Consider the following 19,179-nt stretch of genomic DNA (forward strand, 5'->3'; position numbering starts at 1 on the left):
TTAGTTCTTGATAGGCCAATCCTTGCAGTTTCCCAACATTTTTCACCTCACGGCATACAGTTCGCTGACAATTTTCCAGCGCCCCTGGACTTTCAGCAACTGCAGGATTTTCCAGCCTTGGGTACTCTCGCCGGATTCGACGAGCGTCGTTTCAAAGTCTAAAGACACCTGGGCCAGATCGCCGTTTTGTTCAATCCTGATATTCGAAATTTTTTGACTATATTTTTTACCGCTCTCGAAGACCGCCTTCCGAAATCCTGCATAACCTTGCAAACTTTGCGAAATGGGCTTGAATGACGGACTTAATTTTTCCCCAAGGCCGAAGAAAGGTATTTTCTCGTCCAACAGCTGGGATTCGAAAAGCGCGCGGTCTCCAGTCGTCACGCTCTTGGCATAGTTATCCAAAACTTCCTGGATCTGTCGTTGGCTCTCTTTACTCGGAATATGGTCGGTTTTTCCGTTCAATGATGGAAGTTCTTCGCCCAGCGCAATCGACAAATATGCGTTCCAGTTATCGGCTTTGCTAAAGACTGAGGCGGCCAAATCACGCAAGCAACGGCGTACATTGAAGCTGATCCATGAAGACCTGAAGAGATTGGGTTTTGAGGGGTCTTATGACAGGGTGGCTGAGTTCGCGAGGGTATGGCGAGCGGGTCAAACTGACAGGGTCAACTCAGCAAGAAAACGAACACGGAGTGTCCTATAAAAGGCACGCGCTATCGGTTGAAAATCACCGATCCAGCGCATCGGCAATTGCCTCTCTAAACAATCTTCGAATTCTAAGCAAAAAACCTAACTCTGCCGGACCTTCTGAGCGTCATCGATGATGTAACGTTCGCTCCATGCTGCAATCACGTTTGCTGCGTACAAAGCATCGCTTTTCCGGGTCAGGAGATGATCTGCATCATCTAGGGATACGAAGCTTTTCGGATGTTTCGCAACGCTGAAAATATGACTCGCATTCTGCATCGCGACTGTCTCATCTTGCGGCGAGTGCATTACTAGCAACGCGCCGTCAAACTCCGAAACCTTGTGCAGCAATCGATGTTTCTCTGCATCGATAAGAAACTGCCGCTTGATTCTGAATGGGCGCCCGCTGAGCTTTACTACGGCTTCGCCATTAGTTTGAATCTCGTCGATATACCCACGGAACTGTTTCTTGACATGTGCTGGGTCGCTTGGTGCGCCGATCGTGACGACACCGCGCACCTCCGGTATCTTTGAAGCGGCGGCAAGTACTGCCGCGCCGCCCAGGCTGTGCCCGATCAGCATGGACGGCGCCCGATATGTCTGCCGCAAATAATCTGCCGCTGCGGTCAGATCAGCCAGGTTTGAGGAAAAATTGGTATTGGCAAATTCCCCCTCACTTGCACCCAGGCCGGTAAAGTCGAAGCGCAACACAGCTATGCCGCGGGTCGCGAGCGCCTGTCCAATCCGACTGGCTGCGAGAATGTCTTTACCGCCTGTGAAGCAATGCGCGAACAGAGCGTAGGCACGTGTTTCCCCCTCCGGCATATCGAGGCGAGCGGCAAGTTTTTGCCTTTCCGTCCCTAAGAACTCGAAACGTTCCGTTGGCATTTTTGTTCTCCGCACATATTAAAAATGAAAACCATGATCGTGCCAACTTGGGGAAGCATATTCCGCCGCTGCACAGTTCGGTGAATCACAAGTCAGATCACCCAAGCCGACGCACGATGGCATCGGTAAATTCTTGGGTCGACGCCTTGCCCTTGAGATCACCAGTGGCAATGTGATCCTTGTTAATGGTGTCGTTGATCACGGTGCGCAGTCGCAGCGCCAGGTCATCGTGGCCGACATGGTCCAGCATCTGCCCCGCAGCCAGCAGCAGGGAAATCGGGTTGGCGATGCCCTTGCCGGCAATGTCCGGCGCCGAGCCATGCACTGCTTCGAAGATCGCGACGTCATCGCCGATATTCGCGCCGGGCGCCATGCCCAGTCCGCCCACCAGGCCTGCCAGTTGATCCGACAGGATGTCGCCGAACAGATTGGTGCATAAGAGCATGTCGAACTGCCATGGATTAAGCACCAGCTGCATGGCGCAGGCGTCGACGATCATGTCGTTCATCTGCACTTTACCTTCATACTCGCGCGCTACTTCCCGTGCGGCTTCCAGAAAAATGCCGGTCAGCGCCTTGAGGATGTTGGCCTTGTGGACTACGGTGATTTTCTTGCGGCCGTTCTTTACTGCGTACTCAAATGCAAAGCGCGCGATCTTCTTGCAAGCTTCACGGGTATTGATGCCGGTGGAGACCGCAACCGCGCGCGGATCGTCGCCGACCGGGATGTAGTATTCGTGCGCCACATAGAAGCCGCCGATGTTTTCACGGATCAGGACGACGTCGATGTCTTCAAAGCGGCCTGGAACAATCGTTCTTGCCGGCCGCACATTGGCATATAGCTGGAATTCTTCGCGCAGGCGCACGTTGGAGGAACGGAAGCCGCCGCCGACAGGCGTGGTCAGCGGGCCCTTGAGGGCAAGCTTGTTTTCGCGGATGCTGGACAGGGTTGCTGCCGGCAGCGGGTCGCCGCAGCTGTTGACGCCGGCCATGCCTGCTTGCTGTATATCCCAAGAGAACGGGGATCCCAAAGCAGCCAATACCTGGACTGTTGCATCGACCACTTCAGGGCCAATGCCGTCGCCGGGGATCAGCGTCGCTGGAATTTGGGTAGTTATTGCGTTTTTCATGAGATATTTTTTAAAAAATCTTTAATCGAATAGATTGATTGATCAGTGTATTTGTCAGGAAATTATTTCAACTGGGACATGGCAATCAAGGTGAGCGTTACGGTAATCGCGCCGCCAATGCGTGTCGCAATCTGCGCAAATGGCATCATTTGCATGCGATTCGCGGCCGTCAGGATAGCGACGTCGCCGGTGCCGCCCTGGCCGCTGTGGCAGGCATTTACAATTGCCGTTTCAATCGGATACATGTTCAGCCAGCGCCCGACCATGAAGCCCGTCGCCATCAACGTCGCGACGGTCGAAACGATGGTGACGAGATTGAGCACGTTGAAGGCGGACACCAGTTTGTCCCAAGGCGTCATGGATACGCCGATGGCGAACAGCAAGGGATAAGTTACAGCTGTCGAAAAGAACTTGTAGACGACGACAGAGCCTTGTTGCAATTGCGGCGATACTGCGCGTGACAGCTTGAAAATCACGGCAATGAACAGCATGGCGACCGGCGCCGGAAAGTCGAACAGCTTGTAGCACATCAATCCAAACATATACAGCGAGATCGCCGTGATGCCTGCGGCCGCAATATTGCCGACATCCGTATGGCCAGCGACTGCTTCCGCCGCCGGTTGCATTTCGTCATGTTCGCCCGGTTGCAGCCGGCCCTCGCCAGTCAGGTGGGGGTATTTCTTGCCCACAAAATTCAATGCCCCGGCCAGCATGATTGCGGTCAGGCTGCCGAGCATTACAGGAGGCAAGACCAGCGCAAAGACGTCGCCTTGAGCCTGGTGCAATATTCCGGAGTAACCAATGGATAAGGGAATGGCGCCTTCGCCCACGCCGCCGGCCATGATAGGAACGACGATGTAGAAAAAGGTATGGTAAGTACCCAAGCCCAGCAAAGTGCCGACGGCCGTGCCGACAATAGCCGCTGCGACAGAACCGGCGGCAAGCGGCACGAAAATCTTGATGAAACCCTTGATGAGAACCGCTCTATCCATACTCAGGATGCTGCCGACAATGATCGAAGCAATGAACAAATAGAGAAAATTGGTCGACTTGGTGAAATCCACGACGTTCTTTAAAACCATGGCAGGCAAAAGATGCTTGAATGCCAGGTAAGAAGGAATGAAGGTCGCAAAAATCGCTGCGGCGCCTATGTTGCGCATGACAGGAAGCCGCTTGCCCAATTCCGCGCAAGAAAAGCCCCCCACCGCCAGCAATGCGATCGATACCGATATATCGGACGGCACTTTGCCGGTGGCGACAAATCCCGCAACCAATGCCAGCAACAACAAGTACACCGGCAACGGTATGATGCCGATACGCATTTCCATCAATTTCCACCAGCCATACGGCCAGAATTTTCCGGATATCTGTTCCGTGATCGGCATGAGCTGTTCAGCAGGGATAGGTTTCATTTCGTTCTCCTTTGATTCTATTTTTAAATTTAACGCCCGTGCCACGTGAAGCGCAGTGCTGAATCTCACGACGAGCGCTTGCGATCATGGTTTTCCGGCCAAGTTGCAATGCTGGCAGGTACGCCATCCATCCAGCATCTGTATTGCGGGTAGTGTTCATTCACGAGCGTGCAACATGCAGATTGGAGGCCGAGCCCGGATCGCCGGGCGCCTTGATCGAATCGTCGATCGTGCGGATTTCGATCCACGTTGTTTCATCAGGTCCCGCTATCCTTCTTTGCAATCACGAAACTGTTTTGTCAGCGTTGCCGGCAAATGCATCATTTCGACAATTCCGTAATCATGAAGGCTATTTTTTGATGGGTCGACAGCCGTGCCCTGAGCCAATGCTGTCAGGACGATATGCGCAGGCATCGCTGCGCCGCAGTCGAATTCATCGATCGGCAAGAAAAATCAGGCATTAATTTTTGTCTCCATCATTTGAGGATCGCGATCTGCGGCCTACACGTAGCGGCGGCGATCCTCTTCAATTATTTATTAATGTTGACGCATTCTAGAACGGCGTAACTTTCATCCAGCTTTCCAATTTTGCGTTATTTAATTTGCCGTGCGACATGAAAATCAAGGCTCTGGCGGGTTTTTCAGGCAGTTGCGCCATGGCTGCAACGCGCGCGACCATGGCGATATGCTTATCGACATGCATGCGAGTTGAGAGAAATGCAAACTCAGTGTGCGAGGGGCCTGTCGCAACCACCAGAAAATAATCGGTCGGCGTGTACGCGTGACTGGATGGTTGCCATAACAGAAAAGGAAGGCCACGCGGTGCGCGTAGGGTGTGGGAGCTACCAGTGGCACTTTGCACCGGATTCGTTTTTGATCGTCCGTCTATTCATCACAATAGAAATAATGGAATTACTGCCACCGCAAGACGTCGACGACGCGATGAACCGGGTTTCCGCTCTTCCGTACCCATGGTGTCCTGCTGGATCCTTGGCGCGTTGTGCACCAAATCTAGGCAGCATGAGCAGTCTCCTCACCAGCATTGGCCGAAAAGACATATAAACTATTTGAAATGATGCTTACGTAATTCGTTGCAGTGAGGGTGGAGGATTTTGTGTGAGTGATGCAGTACAAATTTATCTTGTCTTTCTTGTGGCGCAATAAGTAGGGTCAGTTCATGACCCCCTGCCATCGACGGCCCAGGTTGAAATAGCACCCGGTTCATCACCATGGCTCATCTCACGGTGTACAGTTCGCTGACAATTTTCCAGCGCCCCTGAACCTTCAGCAACTGCAGGATTTTCCAGCCTTGCGCACTCTCGCCGGATTCGACGAGAGTCGTTTCAAAGTCTAAAGACACCTGGGCCAGATCGCCGTCTTGTTCAATCCTGATATTCGAAATTTTTTGACTGTATTTTTTACCGCTCTCGAAGACCGCCTTCCGAAATCCGGCATAACCTTGCAAACTCTGCGAGATGGGCTTGAATGACGGACTTATTTTTTCTCCGAGTCCGAAGAAAGGTATTTTCTCGTCCAGCAGCTGGGATTCGAAAAGCGCGCGGTCTCCAGTCGTCACGCTCTTGGCATAGTTATCCAAAACTTCCTGGATTTGTTTTCGGCTATCTTCGTTCGGCATATGACCGGTTTTTCCGTTCAACGACGGCAGTTCTTCCGCCATTGCCGGGTGGCCAAGCGGTGAAAGTGCGAAGAGGGCGATGACAAGTGCGTAGCGGCTGAATGTGGTCATGGCTGACATGGTTGGGAGCGGGATTATTTGCATGGGGCGAATCTTGATCCGCTTGCAGAATATCCCGGATTTCGTCATCGCACACGGGAGACCGCCAAATGCGCGCCGTTTGAATTTTCCAGGCGCGCATTTGTTACGCCTTAAGTGGCGCTGATAGTCGCCACGCTGTCCAATTCCTTGACTGCATCGTCCGGCAGCGCCAGTTCGGCCGCGGCCAGGTTCTCGTGCAAGTGGGCGATAGACGAGGTGCCCGGGATCAGCAGGATGTTGGGCGAGCGCCGCAGCAGCCAGGCCAGCGCGACCTGCATGGGCGTGGCGCCGAGGCGCGCTGCGACGCCGGACAAGGTCGACGATTGCAGCGGGTTGAAGCCGCCGAGCGGAAAGAAGGGCACGTAGGCGATGCCGTCCCGTGCCAGCGCGTCGATCAGGGCGTCATCTTCCCGATGCGCGACGTTATAGTGGTTTTGCACACAGACGATCTCGCAGATCTTGCGTCCTTCCGTGACCTGCGCCGGGGTGACGTTGCTCAGCCCGATGTGACGCACCAGCCCTTGCCGCTGAAGTTCGGCCACAACCGTGAGCGGCTCTTCGATCGATCCTTCGACCGGTCCGTGGATGCCGAGCATGCTGCGCAGGTTGACCACATCGAGCACATCCAGGCCCAGGTTGCGCAGGTTGTCGTGGACCGCCTGGGTCAATTCTTCGCGCGACATGGCGGGAATCCACGATCCGTCGTCGCCGCGCCGGGCGCTGATCTTGGTGACGATGGTGAGATCGTCCCGGTAAGGATGCAGCGCCTCGCGGATCAGCTGGTTGGTGATGTGCGGGCCGTAGAAGTCGCTGGTGTCGATGTGGTTGACCCCGCGCGCGACGGCTTCGCGCAACACGGCCAGTGCCGCCCCGCGATCCTTGGGTGGGCCGAACACGCCTGGCCCTGCGAGTTGCATGGCGCCGTAGCCGACGCGCTTTACGCTGCGGTGGCCAAGTGCGAATGTGCCGAATTGTTCGATGCTGGACATGATTACCTTCTTTTAAATGAAAGACGACCCATGGTAGGCGTCTTCCGCCTTCATGATAATTGGGTACAATCGGTACGGGTTGTGCGGATTGGCGAACAGTGGAGGTGCCGGCAATGAAGGTCAATCTGGAAGATCTGAATGCTTTCGTGGCAGTGGCGCGCGCCAAGGGCTTCCGCGAAGGCGCGCGTGCCAGCGGCAGCAGCGCGTCTGCGCTGAGCGAAGCGGTGCGCCGCCTGGAGGCGCAGCTCGGTGTGCGGCTGTTCAACCGCACCACGCGCAGCGTGGTGCCGACCGAAGCGGGCGAGGGTTTGCTGGCGCGGCTCAGCCCGGCCTTGAGCGAGATGGAGGCTGCGCTCGACGTGGTGAACGGCTTTCGCGACCGGCCTGCCGGCACATTGCGCCTTAACGTGCCGGTCAGCGCAGCGCGGCTGGTGCTGGGCAGCATCGTGCCGCCATTTCTCGCCGCCTATCCCGATATCCAGCTGGAGATATTCACCGAAGACAGCTTTGTCGACGTGATCGCGGCCGGCTGCGACGCCGGCATCCGTTACGACGAGCGGCTGGAACAGGACATGATCGCGGTGCCGATCGGGCCGCGTGTCCAGCGCTTTGCCGCCGCCGCTTCTCCTGCCTACCTTGACCGGCGTGGCCGGCCAGAGCATCCGCGCGAACTGCTCGGCCATGCCTGCCTGCGCGGCCGCTTTTCCAGCGGCTCAATGCCGCCGTGGGAATTCGAGCGGAACGGCGAGACGGTGCGGGTAGAGCCGACGGGACCGTTGATCGTGCAAGCGGGCGGGGGCGCCGATCTCGCCGTCGAGGTGGCGATCGCAGGCAGCGGCATCGTCTATCTCTTTGAAGACTGGCTGCGCCCACATCTTGACAGCGGCGCGCTCGAGCCCGTGCTCGAACCATGGTGGCCGCATTTTTCCGGGCCGTTCCTCTATTATCCCGGGCGCCGCCTGGTGCCGGCGCCTTTGCGCGCGTTCATCGATTTCATCAAGGCGCCTGCCGGCCATCCTTGACGCCGACCGCCAGCGATTTATGGAACAGGACGCGATGCTGTCCTGCGCCGGCATAATCGAGCGCAACCGGGACGCCGTCGATTTCACCGGATCCGGGAAGAAGCGTAAATCCGAGTTTGCGATGGAATGTGATCGAGCCGGTATTGACCACGGAGGTGATGCTTCGCACCTCCGTGCAGCCCTTGGCGCCGACCACATTGAAAAAATGTTCGTACAGCATGCGGGCCAGGCCGCCAGTGCGCGCAGCAGGGCTTACGCCAACGAAATGGATGTAGGCGACTTTGGGATCGGCCTGCGATACGAAGCCGATCAGGAACGCCTGGACGGCGTCCGACGGTCCTATGGCATAACTGGTCGCGTTCAGGTGGTCGAAAAATATGCGGTGGACCAATGCCCGGACAGGACGGCCGCCCCACCAGTCATCGACTGCGGAGGAGACGAACGCGTAGTCCTGGGATTCAAGTGTGCGGATAGTGGGGGCATTCATCGGTCATGATTTCCATTTGTTGAGCAACTTTTATTTTACCCGTGGATAGCACAATCCTCGATGACCGCAACGGGACGGCTGCGCAGGCGGACAGCTTGCATCGAAACGCGAAACTGCTCCCGTCCCATATATAACCCAATGCCCTTGCCCGGTTTTTCTGTGCGATTAATAAACGCAGCTAACTGGGGTCAGAGTGAACTTTCTGCGCGCCTTTTGCAGAAACTTCACTCTGACCCCAGTTAGCGGGCCACGGAGCATCTGCCTCATCGTTGAAAAAGAACAAAACCGCGCTGTGCGCTCTGTCTTTCTCCGAATCCGTCATGTGGGGTCAGAGTCAAGTTTCGCGATGAGGCGCTGCGAAAGTTGACTCTGACCCCAGATGACTCTTGCCGTGGCGATGTCGTGAATTATGAAGCTCTCAATAATTCAGAATCCATGGCTCCAGGCGCGGCTGGCTCGTTTCATCGCTGGAACAATATGGTAGCCGCCACGCCGGTAATAACGGTACAAATGCACGAATGTTTTCATGTCAATTCTTGGTGAGTGGAAATAAAAGTCGGTCGGTTTTGTAGCGTGACATTCCACGTTATAGGCTTGATTCCGGCCATGATCCGTGCGGCCGCGCACATAGCGCCGGCAAGCGGGCGGACGGCATTGAAATGCCTGTTTCATGCATCCTGAAAAAAACCGTGATCCGTGCGCCAACACACAGAGAAGCCTGGCGCTTTCGCTTAATCTGCGAACAGACGAATCTCAGAGCCAATTTTTATAAAGGGATTCGAATAGCGCATTACCGTGCGTTTTTTCTCTTGCTACCTAAAGGATCGATATGAAACATGCATTGCTATTGACGACGCTGGTCGTCACGTTTGGCCTTGCCGCTTGTGACAAGCCTGCAAGCAGTAGCCCTACGCCATCCGTGGTGGTGGTTCCCGGCCCGGCGGGAGCGCCTGGTGCGACCGGAGCGACCGGTTCCGAGGGCGTGGCTGGCGCGACAGGTGCGACTGGCGCCGGGGTGGCTGTTCCTGGCCCGGCTGGCGCTACAGGCGCCACTGGGGCGACGGGAAGTGATGGCGCTGCTGGCGCTGATGGCAGCAAAGGCGATACCGGAAAAACCGGCGGCGAAACGATCGTCGTCGTGCCTGCCCAGAAGTAAGGTCTTTACTCCGGCTGCGTCGGGACTATTTTTCCTGGTCGCGACGCATGCGCTCGGTGACATCCATGCCGATTCCGCGGTAGCCGATGAAAAGGCTGGCTGAATCGAACATCGGTTCGCCGCTGACCTGAAGGTATTGCAGGGTGCCGTCGGCGTTGCTGCGGCTGTAGATGAAGTCGAGGAAGGGGCGGCGGTTTGCAATGTTGTCCTCCAGCTGCGCCCGCTCGGCCTCATTCCAGTGTGCGGTCGGTGCGATGTTGACAGCGCCGCCGGCGCTGTCGGCATCGATCCCGAGCATGTCAAAAACCGGGCCCGAGACCTTGGTGAATTTCCCTTGCTGATCCTGTTCCCAGTACCAGTCTGAAGACAGCTCCGTCAAACTCTTGAAGCGGGCTTCGCTCTCGCGCAGTTCAGCCGTGCGTTCCAGCACCGTCTGTTCCAGCACCTTGTTGTAGTGCTCCAGTTTCTGGTACAGCAGCCGCACTTCCAGCATGTTGTGGATGCGCGTCTGCACTTCAACCAGGTCGAACGGCTTGCTGACGAAATCCTTGGCGCCTGCCTGCAACGCGCGCAGCTTGTGGGCCGGCTGCGCCGTGATGACCAGCACCGGCAGATATCCCGCCGTTTCGATTTCCTTCAATCCTTCCATGACCTGGAATCCATCCATTTCCGGCATTTGCAGATCGAGCAGGATCAGGTCGTAGCGATGCGTCAGGTGCAAGGAAACCACGGCGCGCGGATCCATCGTCGATGTGATGTGTGCGTAACCGGCATTGCGCAGCATTTGCTCCAGCAGCATGACATTGGCTTTCTGGTCATCCACGATCAGGATGCTGGCTTTTAGAATTTCAGTTGCTTCAAGCATTGCGTTGTTCCTAAAAAAGTCGTTCACTTGCCAGCAAGCCAGGCGGTATTGCGTCGTTATCTATACGCCGCTCGGCAAGCCATTTTTTTCTGCATGGCGCAACGCGACGTCTAGGGCGTCCATGAATTCGACGACCTCGATCGGTTTTGTCAGGTAACGGAAGAAGCCGGCATCGATGCCCTTCTGGATATCGCGCGGGACGGCATTGGCTGACAGCGCCATGATCGGGATGTGGGCCGTTGCCGAATCTTCGTTCAGGACTTTCAGGACGCCGTAGCCGCTGATGCCGGGCAGGTTGATATCCATCAGGATCACGTCCGGCTGGTGCGCACGCGCCATCTGGATCCCCAGGTGGCCGTTGATGGCGGTCAGCAGCGTCAAATCGCCGCGCCGGGCAATCAATTGCTCGACCAGGACCAGGTTGGCCGGATTGTCCTCGACATAGAGCAGCGTGCGCCGGGACTGCAACGGGTCTGCCGCGGCATCTCCTGGTTTATCCGCGGCGACCTCGTGCATGTCGTCAAACGCCAGTTCCGGCGCGTTTGCCGCCGGCAGTTCCACCCAGAATACGCTGCCGCTGCCGACACTGCTTTCGACGCCGATGACGCCGCCCATCAGCTCGACCAGCTGCTTGGTCACCACCAGGCCGATGCCGGTGCCTTCTTCGATGCTGCTCTCTTGCCCGAGACGGTTGAATGGCTGGAATAGCTGCGCCAGCTGTTCCGGCGTCAGGCCGGCCCCGGTATCTGTCACGCTTACGCGGACCCGGTCGCTGCCGTGCATCGCGCATTTGACAACGACGGTGCCTCCAACCCGGTTATATTTGATCGCGTTCGACAGCAGGTTGACCATCACTTGCTTGACCCTGGTGCGGTCGGCATGCACATAAAAAAGATCGTCCAGCACGGGGAAGGTCAGCTGCACCCCGCGCTTTTGCGCCTGCGGCTCGATCATTGCCTGGCAATCCTGTATCGCTTCGGTGAGCGACATCGATTCTTGCGACAAGGTTACCTTGCCCGATTCGATCATCGCCAGGTCGAGGATCTCGTTGATCAAGCGCAGCAGATACCATCCGGCTTGCAAAATCTGGTCGATCGACAGTTTCTGCGCCGACGACGGCGGCGGCGTATCGGACGCCATCAGCTGCGCGAATCCGAGAACGGCGTTGAGCGGAGTGCGCAGCTCATGGCTCATGCTGGACAGGAAATCCGATTTCGCCAGGTTGGCTTTTTCCGCGGCCGCCTTCGCATTTTCCAGTTCGATATTGTTTTCTTGCAGTTTGTGCTCGAACTGCTTGCGGTCGGTGACGTCGCGGGCCGCCGCGAACACGCCTTGCAGCTGGTTGTCGCGGTTATGGAAGGTCGTCGCGTTGTACGAGACTACCGTCTCGGTGCCGTCGCTGGCGTGGGCGGTCAGCTCATAGTTGGTCACCTTGCCTTCGCGCAGCACCCGTGTGATGGCGGCCTCGGCGCGCTCTGGATCGGTAAAGTAATTCTTGAACGGCGCGCCGATCAATTCATCGCGCGTGCAGCCGGTCAGGGCTTCCATCTGCTGGTTGACGTCGCTGATGATGCCGCGCGGATCGGTGGTCATCAATGCGTCGATGTTCGATTCGATCAGTGAACGCGTGTAGAACTGCTGGTCGCGCAGGCGCTGGTCGAGCAATGCCTGCTCCGCTTCGACCCGTTTGCGCGCCGTGTTGTCGGTGCCGATCAGGAGGTAGCCGATGACCTTGTCTTGCGCGTCGCGCAATGCAGTGACCGACACCATCGCCGGGAAGCGGCTGCCATCCTTGCGGATATAGGTCAGCTCATAGATATCTTCAATGCCGCGCGAGGCCTTGAACACCAGCGCTTCGAAGCCCGGAGTGATCTTGGTGTCCAGCTCGAGGCTGAGGGATGCGGCCCGCGCGATCAGTTCCTGCGCGTCCGAAATCCCGGCCGGCGTGATCTTGTCGACCACATCCTCGGCCTTGTAGCCGAGCATGCGTTCGGCGCCGACGTTGAAAATCTGGATCACGCCTTGGGCGTCGGTGGCGATGCAGGAAAAATTGGCGCTGTTGAAAATGGCGTTTTGCAGCGCGCCGGCTTTCAGCAGCGGTTGCCGTACGGCTTGCGATGCATGTTCGGCAGAGGTGTTTTCCATGGCGGGCATAAATCCAGATGTGATTGGCAGACAACTGAGCGCTAGCCTCGGCTCAAACAAGGTGGTTGCGAATCTGTAATGCTGCAAGTACTTGGCTGCTCGGGCCGGCGCGGCTGGCGCCGGTTAGCCTTGCCGCTGGCGCACATCGGACAGCAGGCGCGCAAATTCTTTCTTGACGACGTCATAACATTCGCAGACGTTGTTGTTCAGGCCGGCCCGGTCCAGCACCGTGATATGGCCGCGCCGATAACGTATGAAACCGAGGTTCTGCAGTTTTCCGGCGGCTTCGGTGACCCCTTCGCGCCGCACGCCCAGCATGTTGGCGATCAATTCCTGGGTCATCGTCAATTCGTTCGAGGGCAGGCGGTCCAGCGTCAGCAGCAGCCAGCGGCACAATTGCTGCTCCAGCGAATGATGGCGGTTGCACACGGCGGTCTGGCTCATTTGCGTGATCAGGGCCTGGGTGTAGCGCAGCAGCAGGCGCATTACAGGCCCGGCGCGATTGAATTCTTCCATCAATATCTGCGACTTGAGCCGGTAGCCGTGGCCGCCGGTCTGCACCACTGCGCGGCTGGGCGTGGTATTGCCGCCCATGAAAAGAGAAATCCCCAATATGCCTTCATTGCCGACCCCGGCAATTTCGGAAGAGCCGCCGTTTTCCAGCACGTAGAGCAGCGAGACGATCGATGTGGTGGGAAAGTAGACATGCTGCAGCTTGCCGCCGGAATCGTAGAGCAGGTCGCCGAGCCGCATCGGGATCAGTTCCAGGTGCGGCGCCAGGCGGTCGAATTCAGCGTCGAGCAGCGCTGCCAGCAGGTGGTTCTGGTTTGGGTCGGGTGCGCTGAACATGGCCTTCTTCCTGCTCCCGGTCTTTAGCCAGCTGATTGTCAAAGCGGAGTCGAAAGAATGGCCGCGTTAGCCAAGGTAACATACCTGATCCGTCCATTCGGACTGATTGTGTTTAGACGTAGCCGAATCAGCGTTATTGTCCGTAAGGGGGTGGAATGCTGCCAAAAAACAACGTTGGCGGCAGTTTGAACCGGATTTGGAAAAAATGGCGAATGAACAGTGTGACGGGAAATGCGATATGCGGCGTTTGCCGCTCAGGTCGAACGGATCATTTGATTGATCAGGTGTGATCGACACGATGGAGGGCAGGCTGCGCTGCCCCCCATCTGTCAATGATGCGCAGACTGCTTGATTTTCACCGGTGCTATGGCGTGACGGTAAGGGTCAGGCCAAGGCCGTTTTGCGAGCCATCCGGAAGCATTCCAAGAATTGTCGTGCTATTCCCGCTCGTGCCCAAACTGACCGATCCTTGCCAGGTAGTCGATGTGGTTGACGTCGGCGTGACTTTGGGTTCTCCGGGATTGTTCGGGTAGTTCCATTGGATAGGCAAATTGGAGTCCATTTCAAGGGTCTGCCCAGCCCGAATCGTATAAAACCCCGGTTTCGTTGCCTTCAAGGGTTGTGGCTGGATAACGCCATTGATCTTGATTGTCGCAGTCAACTGAGGCGTGACGGTAATCACATAAGGCAAGGTCGCGCCGGTTAATGGATATTGCGCACTGCAAGCTTGGTCCTTGCATAACATCAGGGTGAGTGTTCCTTTGTATACGCCAGGGCTGAGCGTGACGTCAGGCACCAGGGTGGCGGTAAAGTTTGTGCTCGAATTCCGCACCACGACGGTGCTGCCGGTGAGGAACACCGCCTTGTCTTCGGCAACAACAGGGTAGGCGGTGCCAGACGGTAAGGTACTTAATGTAGCCGTGATGCTAATCGTCGGGTCTGCAGCTTGCGTCGTCGCATATTGTTTCTGGTTTTGAAAAAAACTGACCGACGCGGTGCTCATGTTATATGTCACGGCAGTTGCTGCATTGCCGGCAGGAGCGCTTTTGTCGCCGCTGCCGCCTCCGCCGCAGGCCGCCAGCATGACGGAGAAAAAAACAGCAATACATGTTCGAATGTTAAGGCGCATTTTATTAACTTCCCTGAGTAATATTATTTTATTGGTGCGTCTGGATGGAAATGGTGAATAGAGGCTGCTTTGGTCTTGATACCCTGGTCTCCTTAAAATATTGAAACGGGAACGCAGCGCCACGTCTTGCAATGGCACACTTTATTTTCTATTTATCAAGGAAAGCATGCGGCAGCTGCTGCCACCCGGACCAAAAAGCACGGGATCATCTGCCCCTTTTTTGAATTTTTTAGTTTTTAATCAGGTCGTTTAGGGCAGAAGGAGTGTCAGTTTTCCTTCAACTTCAGCCCGCCGCATCGTAGCAGAGAAAATTTCTTGATTGGAATATTGTCGAGTCAATATTTTAAGTTGTGTTTAATTTCATACATCAAGATTTGATGAATCGGAGCCGATACAAGTCAATACGAGTCAATACAAATAAGCGAAGAAAAAACAAAAAGGCAGCGCCCGCAGGCGCTGCCATGAATCGACTGTCCTAGGAGATCCAGACAGCCGAGATTACTCGGATGGATGTACTGTCTTAAATCGCCCAGCCGCCTGCATAGAAGACGGCCAATGCGACGGCGATGGCGACGGTGCCGAAGTTCAGCTTGCGGAACTCGCCGGAGACAACCCGGCCGATCACCAGCGTGCAGAAACCAAGCATGATGCCGGTCACGATATTGCATGTGAGGACGATGAACACTGCGCACAGCAAGCCGGCCAGCGCGTCGACCGTATCGTCCATGTGCATGCGGCTGACGCTGCCCAGCATCAGCAAGCCGACGTACATCAGCGCCGGTGCGGTTGCGTAGGACGGCACCAGGCCGGCCAGCGGCGAAAAGAAGATGACCGCCAGGAACAGCAGGCCGACCACGACCGCAGTCAGGCCGGTGCGGGCGCCGGCGGCGGTGCCTACCGTCGATTCAATGTAAGCAGCAGCAGGCGCGCCGCCGACCAGGCCGGCGAAAATCGAGCTGAGCGAATCGGCCGTCAACGCTTTGCCGCCGTTGTTGATATAACCTTTTTCGTTGACCTGTCCGGCCTGTCCGGCCACCGCGCGGATCGTGCCGGTGGCGTCGAACACCGCGGTCATCACCAGCGCCAGCACACTCGGCAACACGGCCATGCTGAGTGCGCCCTTGATGTCCATCGCGCCGATCAGCGAAGCATGGCCGGGAGCGCTCAGCGCCGGCATCGCAAATATGCCGGTGAACTTGACGGCAGGATCGAAGATCAGGCCGATGATCGACAGGACCACGACGACCAGCAGGATGCCACCCGGAACGCGGCGCCGCTCAAGGCCGAAAATGGCGGCCAGGCCGACGATGCTCATCACTACCGGAAACGCGGTAATGTGGCCGAGCGCAACCGGCAGGCCGGGGCCGGCGTTTTTCACCACCAGGCCGACGTCGTTGGAGGCGATCAGCAGCAGGAACAAGCCGATGCCGACGCCGGTGCCGTGCGCCACGCCGGACGGCAGGTTTTGCAGGATCCAGGAGCGCACGCCGGTGACGGAGATGGCGGTGAACACAAGGCCCATCAGGAACACCGCGCCGAGGGCGACCGCAGGCGACAGGCCTTTGCCGAGCACCAGGCCGAAGGCGGTGAAAGCGGTCAGCGAAATCGCGCATCCCACGGCGATCGGCAAACGCGCCCACAAGCCCATCAGCAGGGAACCGAAAGCGGTAGTCAGGCAGACCGCGACAAACACCGCGCTGACATCGAAGCCGGCCTTGCCCAGCATGCCGGGCACGACAAACACCGAATAGACCATGGCCAGGAAAGTGGTGATGCCGGCGACCACCTCGCGGCGCTGGGTGCTGCCGCGCGCGGTGATCTGGAAGTACTGGTCGATTTTTCCTTCGGCGACGGCGATAGGTTCTCCCAGACCCGCGGAGGGTTGGAGTTGTTGTTCCATCATGATCGAGCTGCTCCTTATATGTCCTTGAAGCGGCCGTCACTCGACCGTCATCAGGGTGTCTCGTGTTATGTTTTTGAATAGCCAGCAACCGAATGCCGAACCCTGGCTGCTGGGCTGCTCGTCATGTGAAAGGAAAATGAGCTCGGCGAAGACAGCTTAGGGTATGGACGGCAGCGAACCCATCATGGGAGCTTAATAGCCGCCATTTGCATTTCCATATGCGGGGAATGGGCGGCGCAGCCGCGGCGCTGCTTGCGGGAAACGTACTGGAACAAGGCGGACAGGGCGCGCCGGCGCACTGTTTATTCGTGAAAGGTGTAGGTCAGGTCATGCCAGTTGTGCGACGTTTTTGCGCCTTTGCTCTTGCTCGCGAAACGCATGCCCATGATTTCCCGCTGCGCATGCGCATCGCGCTCCGGGTCGCCGCAGCTTTTCCTGATCGTGACATTGGTGACGTGGCCGCCGGTGTCCAGGTAGACGCGCACCTGCACCTTGTCTGTCGAGGCCGGCGCGGATTTCACCGTGCCCGCTAGCAGTTTGTCGATGAGGCTCATGGGTTCTTGTCTGGAATGGTTGGTCGAGGCGTCGCAGGGAAATTATACGGTGCCGGCGGCTGTTGTTGAATGCCGGCGATTGACATTGATTCCCAGTGGCAATATTTAAGATAGCATGTGGCATTCCCAGCCATCGAGGATGCCGCCATGCGCCTTCAACTGATCTGCAGCCTGGCCTGCGCCGTAACGCTTTCCGCTTGCGCTGCTTTCCCTGACGGCGGCAGCGCCGGTGTATGCCGGCAGGTGCACGGCAGCACGCAGCTGCAGGCCGAGCTGCTGTTCGGGCGCGACATCCAGGGGCGAGGGCAGGTCACCGATGCGGAGCGAAGCGCCTTCATGGCGGAGGTCGTGACGCCGCGTTTCCCGGACGGCCTGACCACCTGGGACACGCACGGCCAATGGCGCGATGCGGCCACCGGCCAGACTATCCGCGAGGATAGCTTCGTGATCCGCATCGTCGCCCCGGAAACGCCGGATACGCTGGAGCGGCTGGCGCAGATACGCAGCGCTTATACCAGCCGGTTCCATCAGGATGCGGTGGGTTTGCTGGTGTCGCGCCTGTGCGCATCGTTCTGAGTCCCTGCCGGCCTGCCGGTTTTGCTCAGACCTGCCAGGCGCCGTTGCGGTAGACCAGTTCGTCATCCAGGTAGACCGCCTCGGTCACGGCAAAAACATCGATGTGATAGCGGGCGCTGGTGCGCTTGATGTTGGGTTTGCTGTAGACGCCATGCTTGGCGCCCAGCGACAGGTGGATGCCGCACATGCGCTCGTAGGTGCCGATGTCGCTCACCATCCGCTCCCGCGAAAACGCGCGGTTCATGCCGAAACCCAGTTCCCGCAGCCACACTTCGCCTTCGTCGGCACGGATATTGGCCAGCACCTGGTCGAAATCGGGCGTGGAATCGAGTACGTCGCTGACCCGGCCCTTGCTGATGACCAGCGTGATGGGATGCTCCGGCCGGTTGACCCGGAACGCGGTATCGCCGAAAACAAAAATACGCACGCGCCCGTTCACGGCTTCCAGGTCTTGCGCTTCGGTGAACACTTCGCCGATGGGGAACTGGCCGCCGACGTTGTTCATCTCGCTGTAGTCGCCGATGTTCAGCTTGGCGGGTTCGAACGGCGAGGCAAACACCAGGCGTTCGCCGCCGCTGTCGACCACGCCCATGCCGGCCTTGTCGATGCGGGCCTTCAATGCATAGCCGACGCCGCGATAGTAGCCCGGGTCGTAGGCCAGCGATTCGATATAGTGGAGCGCCTGTGCGCCCGGCATGCGCGACAGGTGCGGATGTTCAATTACCTTGAGCCTGCGCTTGAATAGCTCGACGCGGATGCGGAACGCCTCAAGGCGGAAATTGGTGGACTGGACCAGGATCACCAGGTCGTTGGCCTCGAGCGTCGCAAAGGCAGCGAGCACGGCCTCCGGCGCGACGGCGTCAAAGTCGATGAAGGTGGCCGCCGGCAGGCAGCGCCGGTAGGCTTCGGTGAGCGCGACGGCGAGCGCACAGCGTGTGTCCGACACCACCACGGCGGCGCGCGGCGGCGCGTACCGGATGGCCAGGGAAAGGATGTCGCGCAGGTGCTTTTGCGCAGCATCGATCGCCTCCTTGGCTATCGTGCCGGCGGCTGCTGCGTTCGCTGTTGAAGTGGTCATCAATTTATCGTATGGGAAAATGCCGGCCGCAAGACGGGATCCTGCCGGACCGACATTTTAATCGACAACCGGGATGGCGGCCGGTTATGGGGGCAGCCTGGCGGGGGTTATTAAGAGTTTCATGAAACATGACAATGCCCTTGCCCGGGTTTTCTGTGTGATTAACAAACGTAGCTAACTGGGGTCACCCATTAGCCGCCCCTTGTAAAGGGTACGAATTTAATACTCGCGATGTTCTGCGATAGGTCGATTCAATCGTGCCATCGCTGTGACGTCCGGTCGCTGAATTCGTGCCCTTTGCTTCGTAGTGTGGTTGCGTGAATCGCACCAGTCACCCATATGGATCAAGTGGATGCGTTGTTGCATTGCTCCACCCTGGCAGCGCAGCTGCCCCAGAAGCATCTCGGTACCGTCTTGCGTCCAAATGATGGGCAGATCTATGGCTCCCGCGTAGCGGCTCCAACCCTTGGTGGCTCGCAATCCGGACGACTCATTTCGTAACCGCGTACAACGATGGCAAACGACACAGT

Annotated in this window: 19 protein-coding genes and 1 pseudogene; 4 read left to right on the forward strand and 16 right to left on the reverse strand. The window is 57.6% G+C overall.

The annotated features are described in order from the left end of the window. Positions 1-42: 42 nt before the first annotated feature. Positions 43-552 (reverse strand): nuclear transport factor 2 family protein, encoded by a 510-nt coding sequence (locus BM062_RS21905; RefSeq protein WP_371326622.1) that lies wholly within the window; start codon positions 550-552, stop codon positions 43-45. On the opposite strand from BM062_RS21905, the pseudogene BM062_RS26020 reads away from it, so the two are divergent. Next, positions 479-652: pseudogene (locus BM062_RS26020) on the forward strand (IS21 family transposase); the annotation flags it as partial. The gene BM062_RS21905 and the pseudogene BM062_RS26020 sit on opposite strands and share 74 nt — an antisense overlap. A 140-nt stretch (positions 653-792) precedes the next feature. Here the strand turns inward: BM062_RS26020 and BM062_RS21910 are convergent. From BM062_RS21910 to BM062_RS21935, 7 genes are all read right to left on the reverse strand, one after another. After that, positions 793-1,578, reverse strand: a complete 786-nt coding sequence (locus BM062_RS21910) for an alpha/beta hydrolase family protein (RefSeq protein ID WP_092400883.1) — start codon at positions 1,576-1,578, stop codon at positions 793-795. Positions 1,579-1,675: 97 nt separating this feature from the next. Continuing rightward, positions 1,676-2,707 carry an isocitrate/isopropylmalate dehydrogenase family protein gene (locus tag BM062_RS21915; protein ID WP_092400886.1) on the reverse strand — a complete coding sequence of 344 codons (1,032 nt, stop codon included), beginning with the start codon at positions 2,705-2,707 and terminating at the stop codon, positions 1,676-1,678. A 62-nt stretch (positions 2,708-2,769) separates the two neighbouring features. Continuing rightward, the gene (locus tag BM062_RS21920; protein WP_305763972.1) at positions 2,770-4,119 is read right to left on the reverse strand and encodes a 2-hydroxycarboxylate transporter family protein; all 1,350 of its coding nucleotides are present in this window, start codon (positions 4,117-4,119) and stop codon (positions 2,770-2,772) included. 267 nt (positions 4,120-4,386) lie between these two features. Next, positions 4,387-4,566: a hypothetical protein gene (locus tag BM062_RS21925; protein WP_092400889.1), complete on the reverse strand. Its 180-nt coding sequence runs from the start codon at positions 4,564-4,566 to the stop codon at positions 4,387-4,389. 106 nt (positions 4,567-4,672) lie between these two features. Beyond that, complete coding sequence (locus tag BM062_RS25710) at positions 4,673-4,822, reverse strand: hypothetical protein (RefSeq protein WP_175501126.1); 150 nt, start codon at positions 4,820-4,822, stop codon at positions 4,673-4,675. Positions 4,823-5,353: 531 nt separating this feature from the next. Next, positions 5,354-5,866 (reverse strand): YybH family protein, encoded by a 513-nt coding sequence (locus BM062_RS21930; RefSeq protein WP_175501127.1) that lies wholly within the window; start codon positions 5,864-5,866, stop codon positions 5,354-5,356. A 140-nt stretch (positions 5,867-6,006) separates the two neighbouring features. Further along, on the reverse strand, positions 6,007-6,885 hold the full coding sequence (locus BM062_RS21935) for an aldo/keto reductase family oxidoreductase (protein WP_092400895.1): 879 nt from the start codon (positions 6,883-6,885) through the stop codon (positions 6,007-6,009). A 113-nt stretch (positions 6,886-6,998) separates the two neighbouring features. Between BM062_RS21935 and BM062_RS21940 the strand changes: the two genes are divergently transcribed. Next, complete coding sequence (locus tag BM062_RS21940; RefSeq protein WP_092400897.1) at positions 6,999-7,907, forward strand: LysR family transcriptional regulator; 909 nt, start codon at positions 6,999-7,001, stop codon at positions 7,905-7,907. On the opposite strand, the gene BM062_RS21945 is transcribed toward BM062_RS21940, so the two are convergent. Further along, the gene (locus BM062_RS21945; RefSeq protein WP_092400900.1) at positions 7,882-8,394 is read right to left on the reverse strand and encodes a GNAT family N-acetyltransferase; all 513 of its coding nucleotides are present in this window, start codon (positions 8,392-8,394) and stop codon (positions 7,882-7,884) included. The two genes, BM062_RS21940 and BM062_RS21945, sit on opposite strands and share 26 nt — an antisense overlap. Positions 8,395-9,223: 829 nt before the next feature. Here BM062_RS21945 and BM062_RS26190 point away from each other — a divergent pair. Beyond that, positions 9,224-9,550 carry a YajG family lipoprotein gene (locus BM062_RS26190; protein ID WP_092400903.1) on the forward strand — a complete coding sequence of 109 codons (327 nt, stop codon included), beginning with the start codon at positions 9,224-9,226 and terminating at the stop codon, positions 9,548-9,550. A 25-nt stretch (positions 9,551-9,575) separates the two neighbouring features. Here BM062_RS26190 and BM062_RS21955 read toward each other — a convergent pair whose 3' ends face one another. The 6 genes from BM062_RS21955 to BM062_RS21980 all read right to left on the reverse strand — a co-directional run bounded on the left by BM062_RS21955 (position 9,576) and on the right by BM062_RS21980 (position 16,995). Beyond that, positions 9,576-10,415 (reverse strand): response regulator, encoded by an 840-nt coding sequence (locus BM062_RS21955; protein WP_092400906.1) that lies wholly within the window; start codon positions 10,413-10,415, stop codon positions 9,576-9,578. A gap of 60 nt (positions 10,416-10,475) precedes the next feature. Next, the gene (locus BM062_RS21960; protein WP_254785206.1) at positions 10,476-12,560 is read right to left on the reverse strand and encodes a PAS domain-containing sensor histidine kinase; all 2,085 of its coding nucleotides are present in this window, start codon (positions 12,558-12,560) and stop codon (positions 10,476-10,478) included. A gap of 123 nt (positions 12,561-12,683) precedes the next feature. Further along, positions 12,684-13,409 (reverse strand): Crp/Fnr family transcriptional regulator, encoded by a 726-nt coding sequence (locus BM062_RS21965; RefSeq protein ID WP_092400912.1) that lies wholly within the window; start codon positions 13,407-13,409, stop codon positions 12,684-12,686. A 364-nt stretch (positions 13,410-13,773) separates the two neighbouring features. Then, positions 13,774-14,676 carry a hypothetical protein gene (locus BM062_RS21970; protein WP_139220159.1) on the reverse strand — a complete coding sequence of 301 codons (903 nt, stop codon included), beginning with the start codon at positions 14,674-14,676 and terminating at the stop codon, positions 13,774-13,776. Positions 14,677-15,058: 382 nt separating this feature from the next. Next, entirely contained in the window at positions 15,059-16,441 is a 1,383-nt protein-coding gene (locus BM062_RS21975) for an NCS2 family permease (RefSeq protein ID WP_092400918.1), read from the reverse strand. 302 nt (positions 16,442-16,743) lie between these two features. After that, the gene (locus BM062_RS21980) at positions 16,744-16,995 is read right to left on the reverse strand and encodes an energy transducer TonB (protein ID WP_092400921.1); all 252 of its coding nucleotides are present in this window, start codon (positions 16,993-16,995) and stop codon (positions 16,744-16,746) included. A gap of 147 nt (positions 16,996-17,142) precedes the next feature. Here BM062_RS21980 and BM062_RS21985 point away from each other — a divergent pair, with 147 nt between their 5' ends. Continuing rightward, on the forward strand, positions 17,143-17,571 hold the full coding sequence (locus BM062_RS21985; protein WP_092400936.1) for a DUF3574 domain-containing protein: 429 nt from the start codon (positions 17,143-17,145) through the stop codon (positions 17,569-17,571). Between the two features lie 25 nt (positions 17,572-17,596). On the opposite strand, the gene BM062_RS21990 is transcribed toward BM062_RS21985, so the two are convergent. Then, entirely contained in the window at positions 17,597-18,649 is a 1,053-nt protein-coding gene (locus BM062_RS21990; protein ID WP_092400924.1) for a M29 family metallopeptidase, read from the reverse strand. Positions 18,650-19,179 lie beyond the last annotated feature (530 nt).

It is taken from the genome of Collimonas sp. OK412 (genome assembly GCF_900112135.1).
In the GTDB taxonomy this organism is placed as follows: domain Bacteria; phylum Pseudomonadota; class Gammaproteobacteria; order Burkholderiales; family Burkholderiaceae_D; genus Collimonas; species Collimonas rhizosphaerae.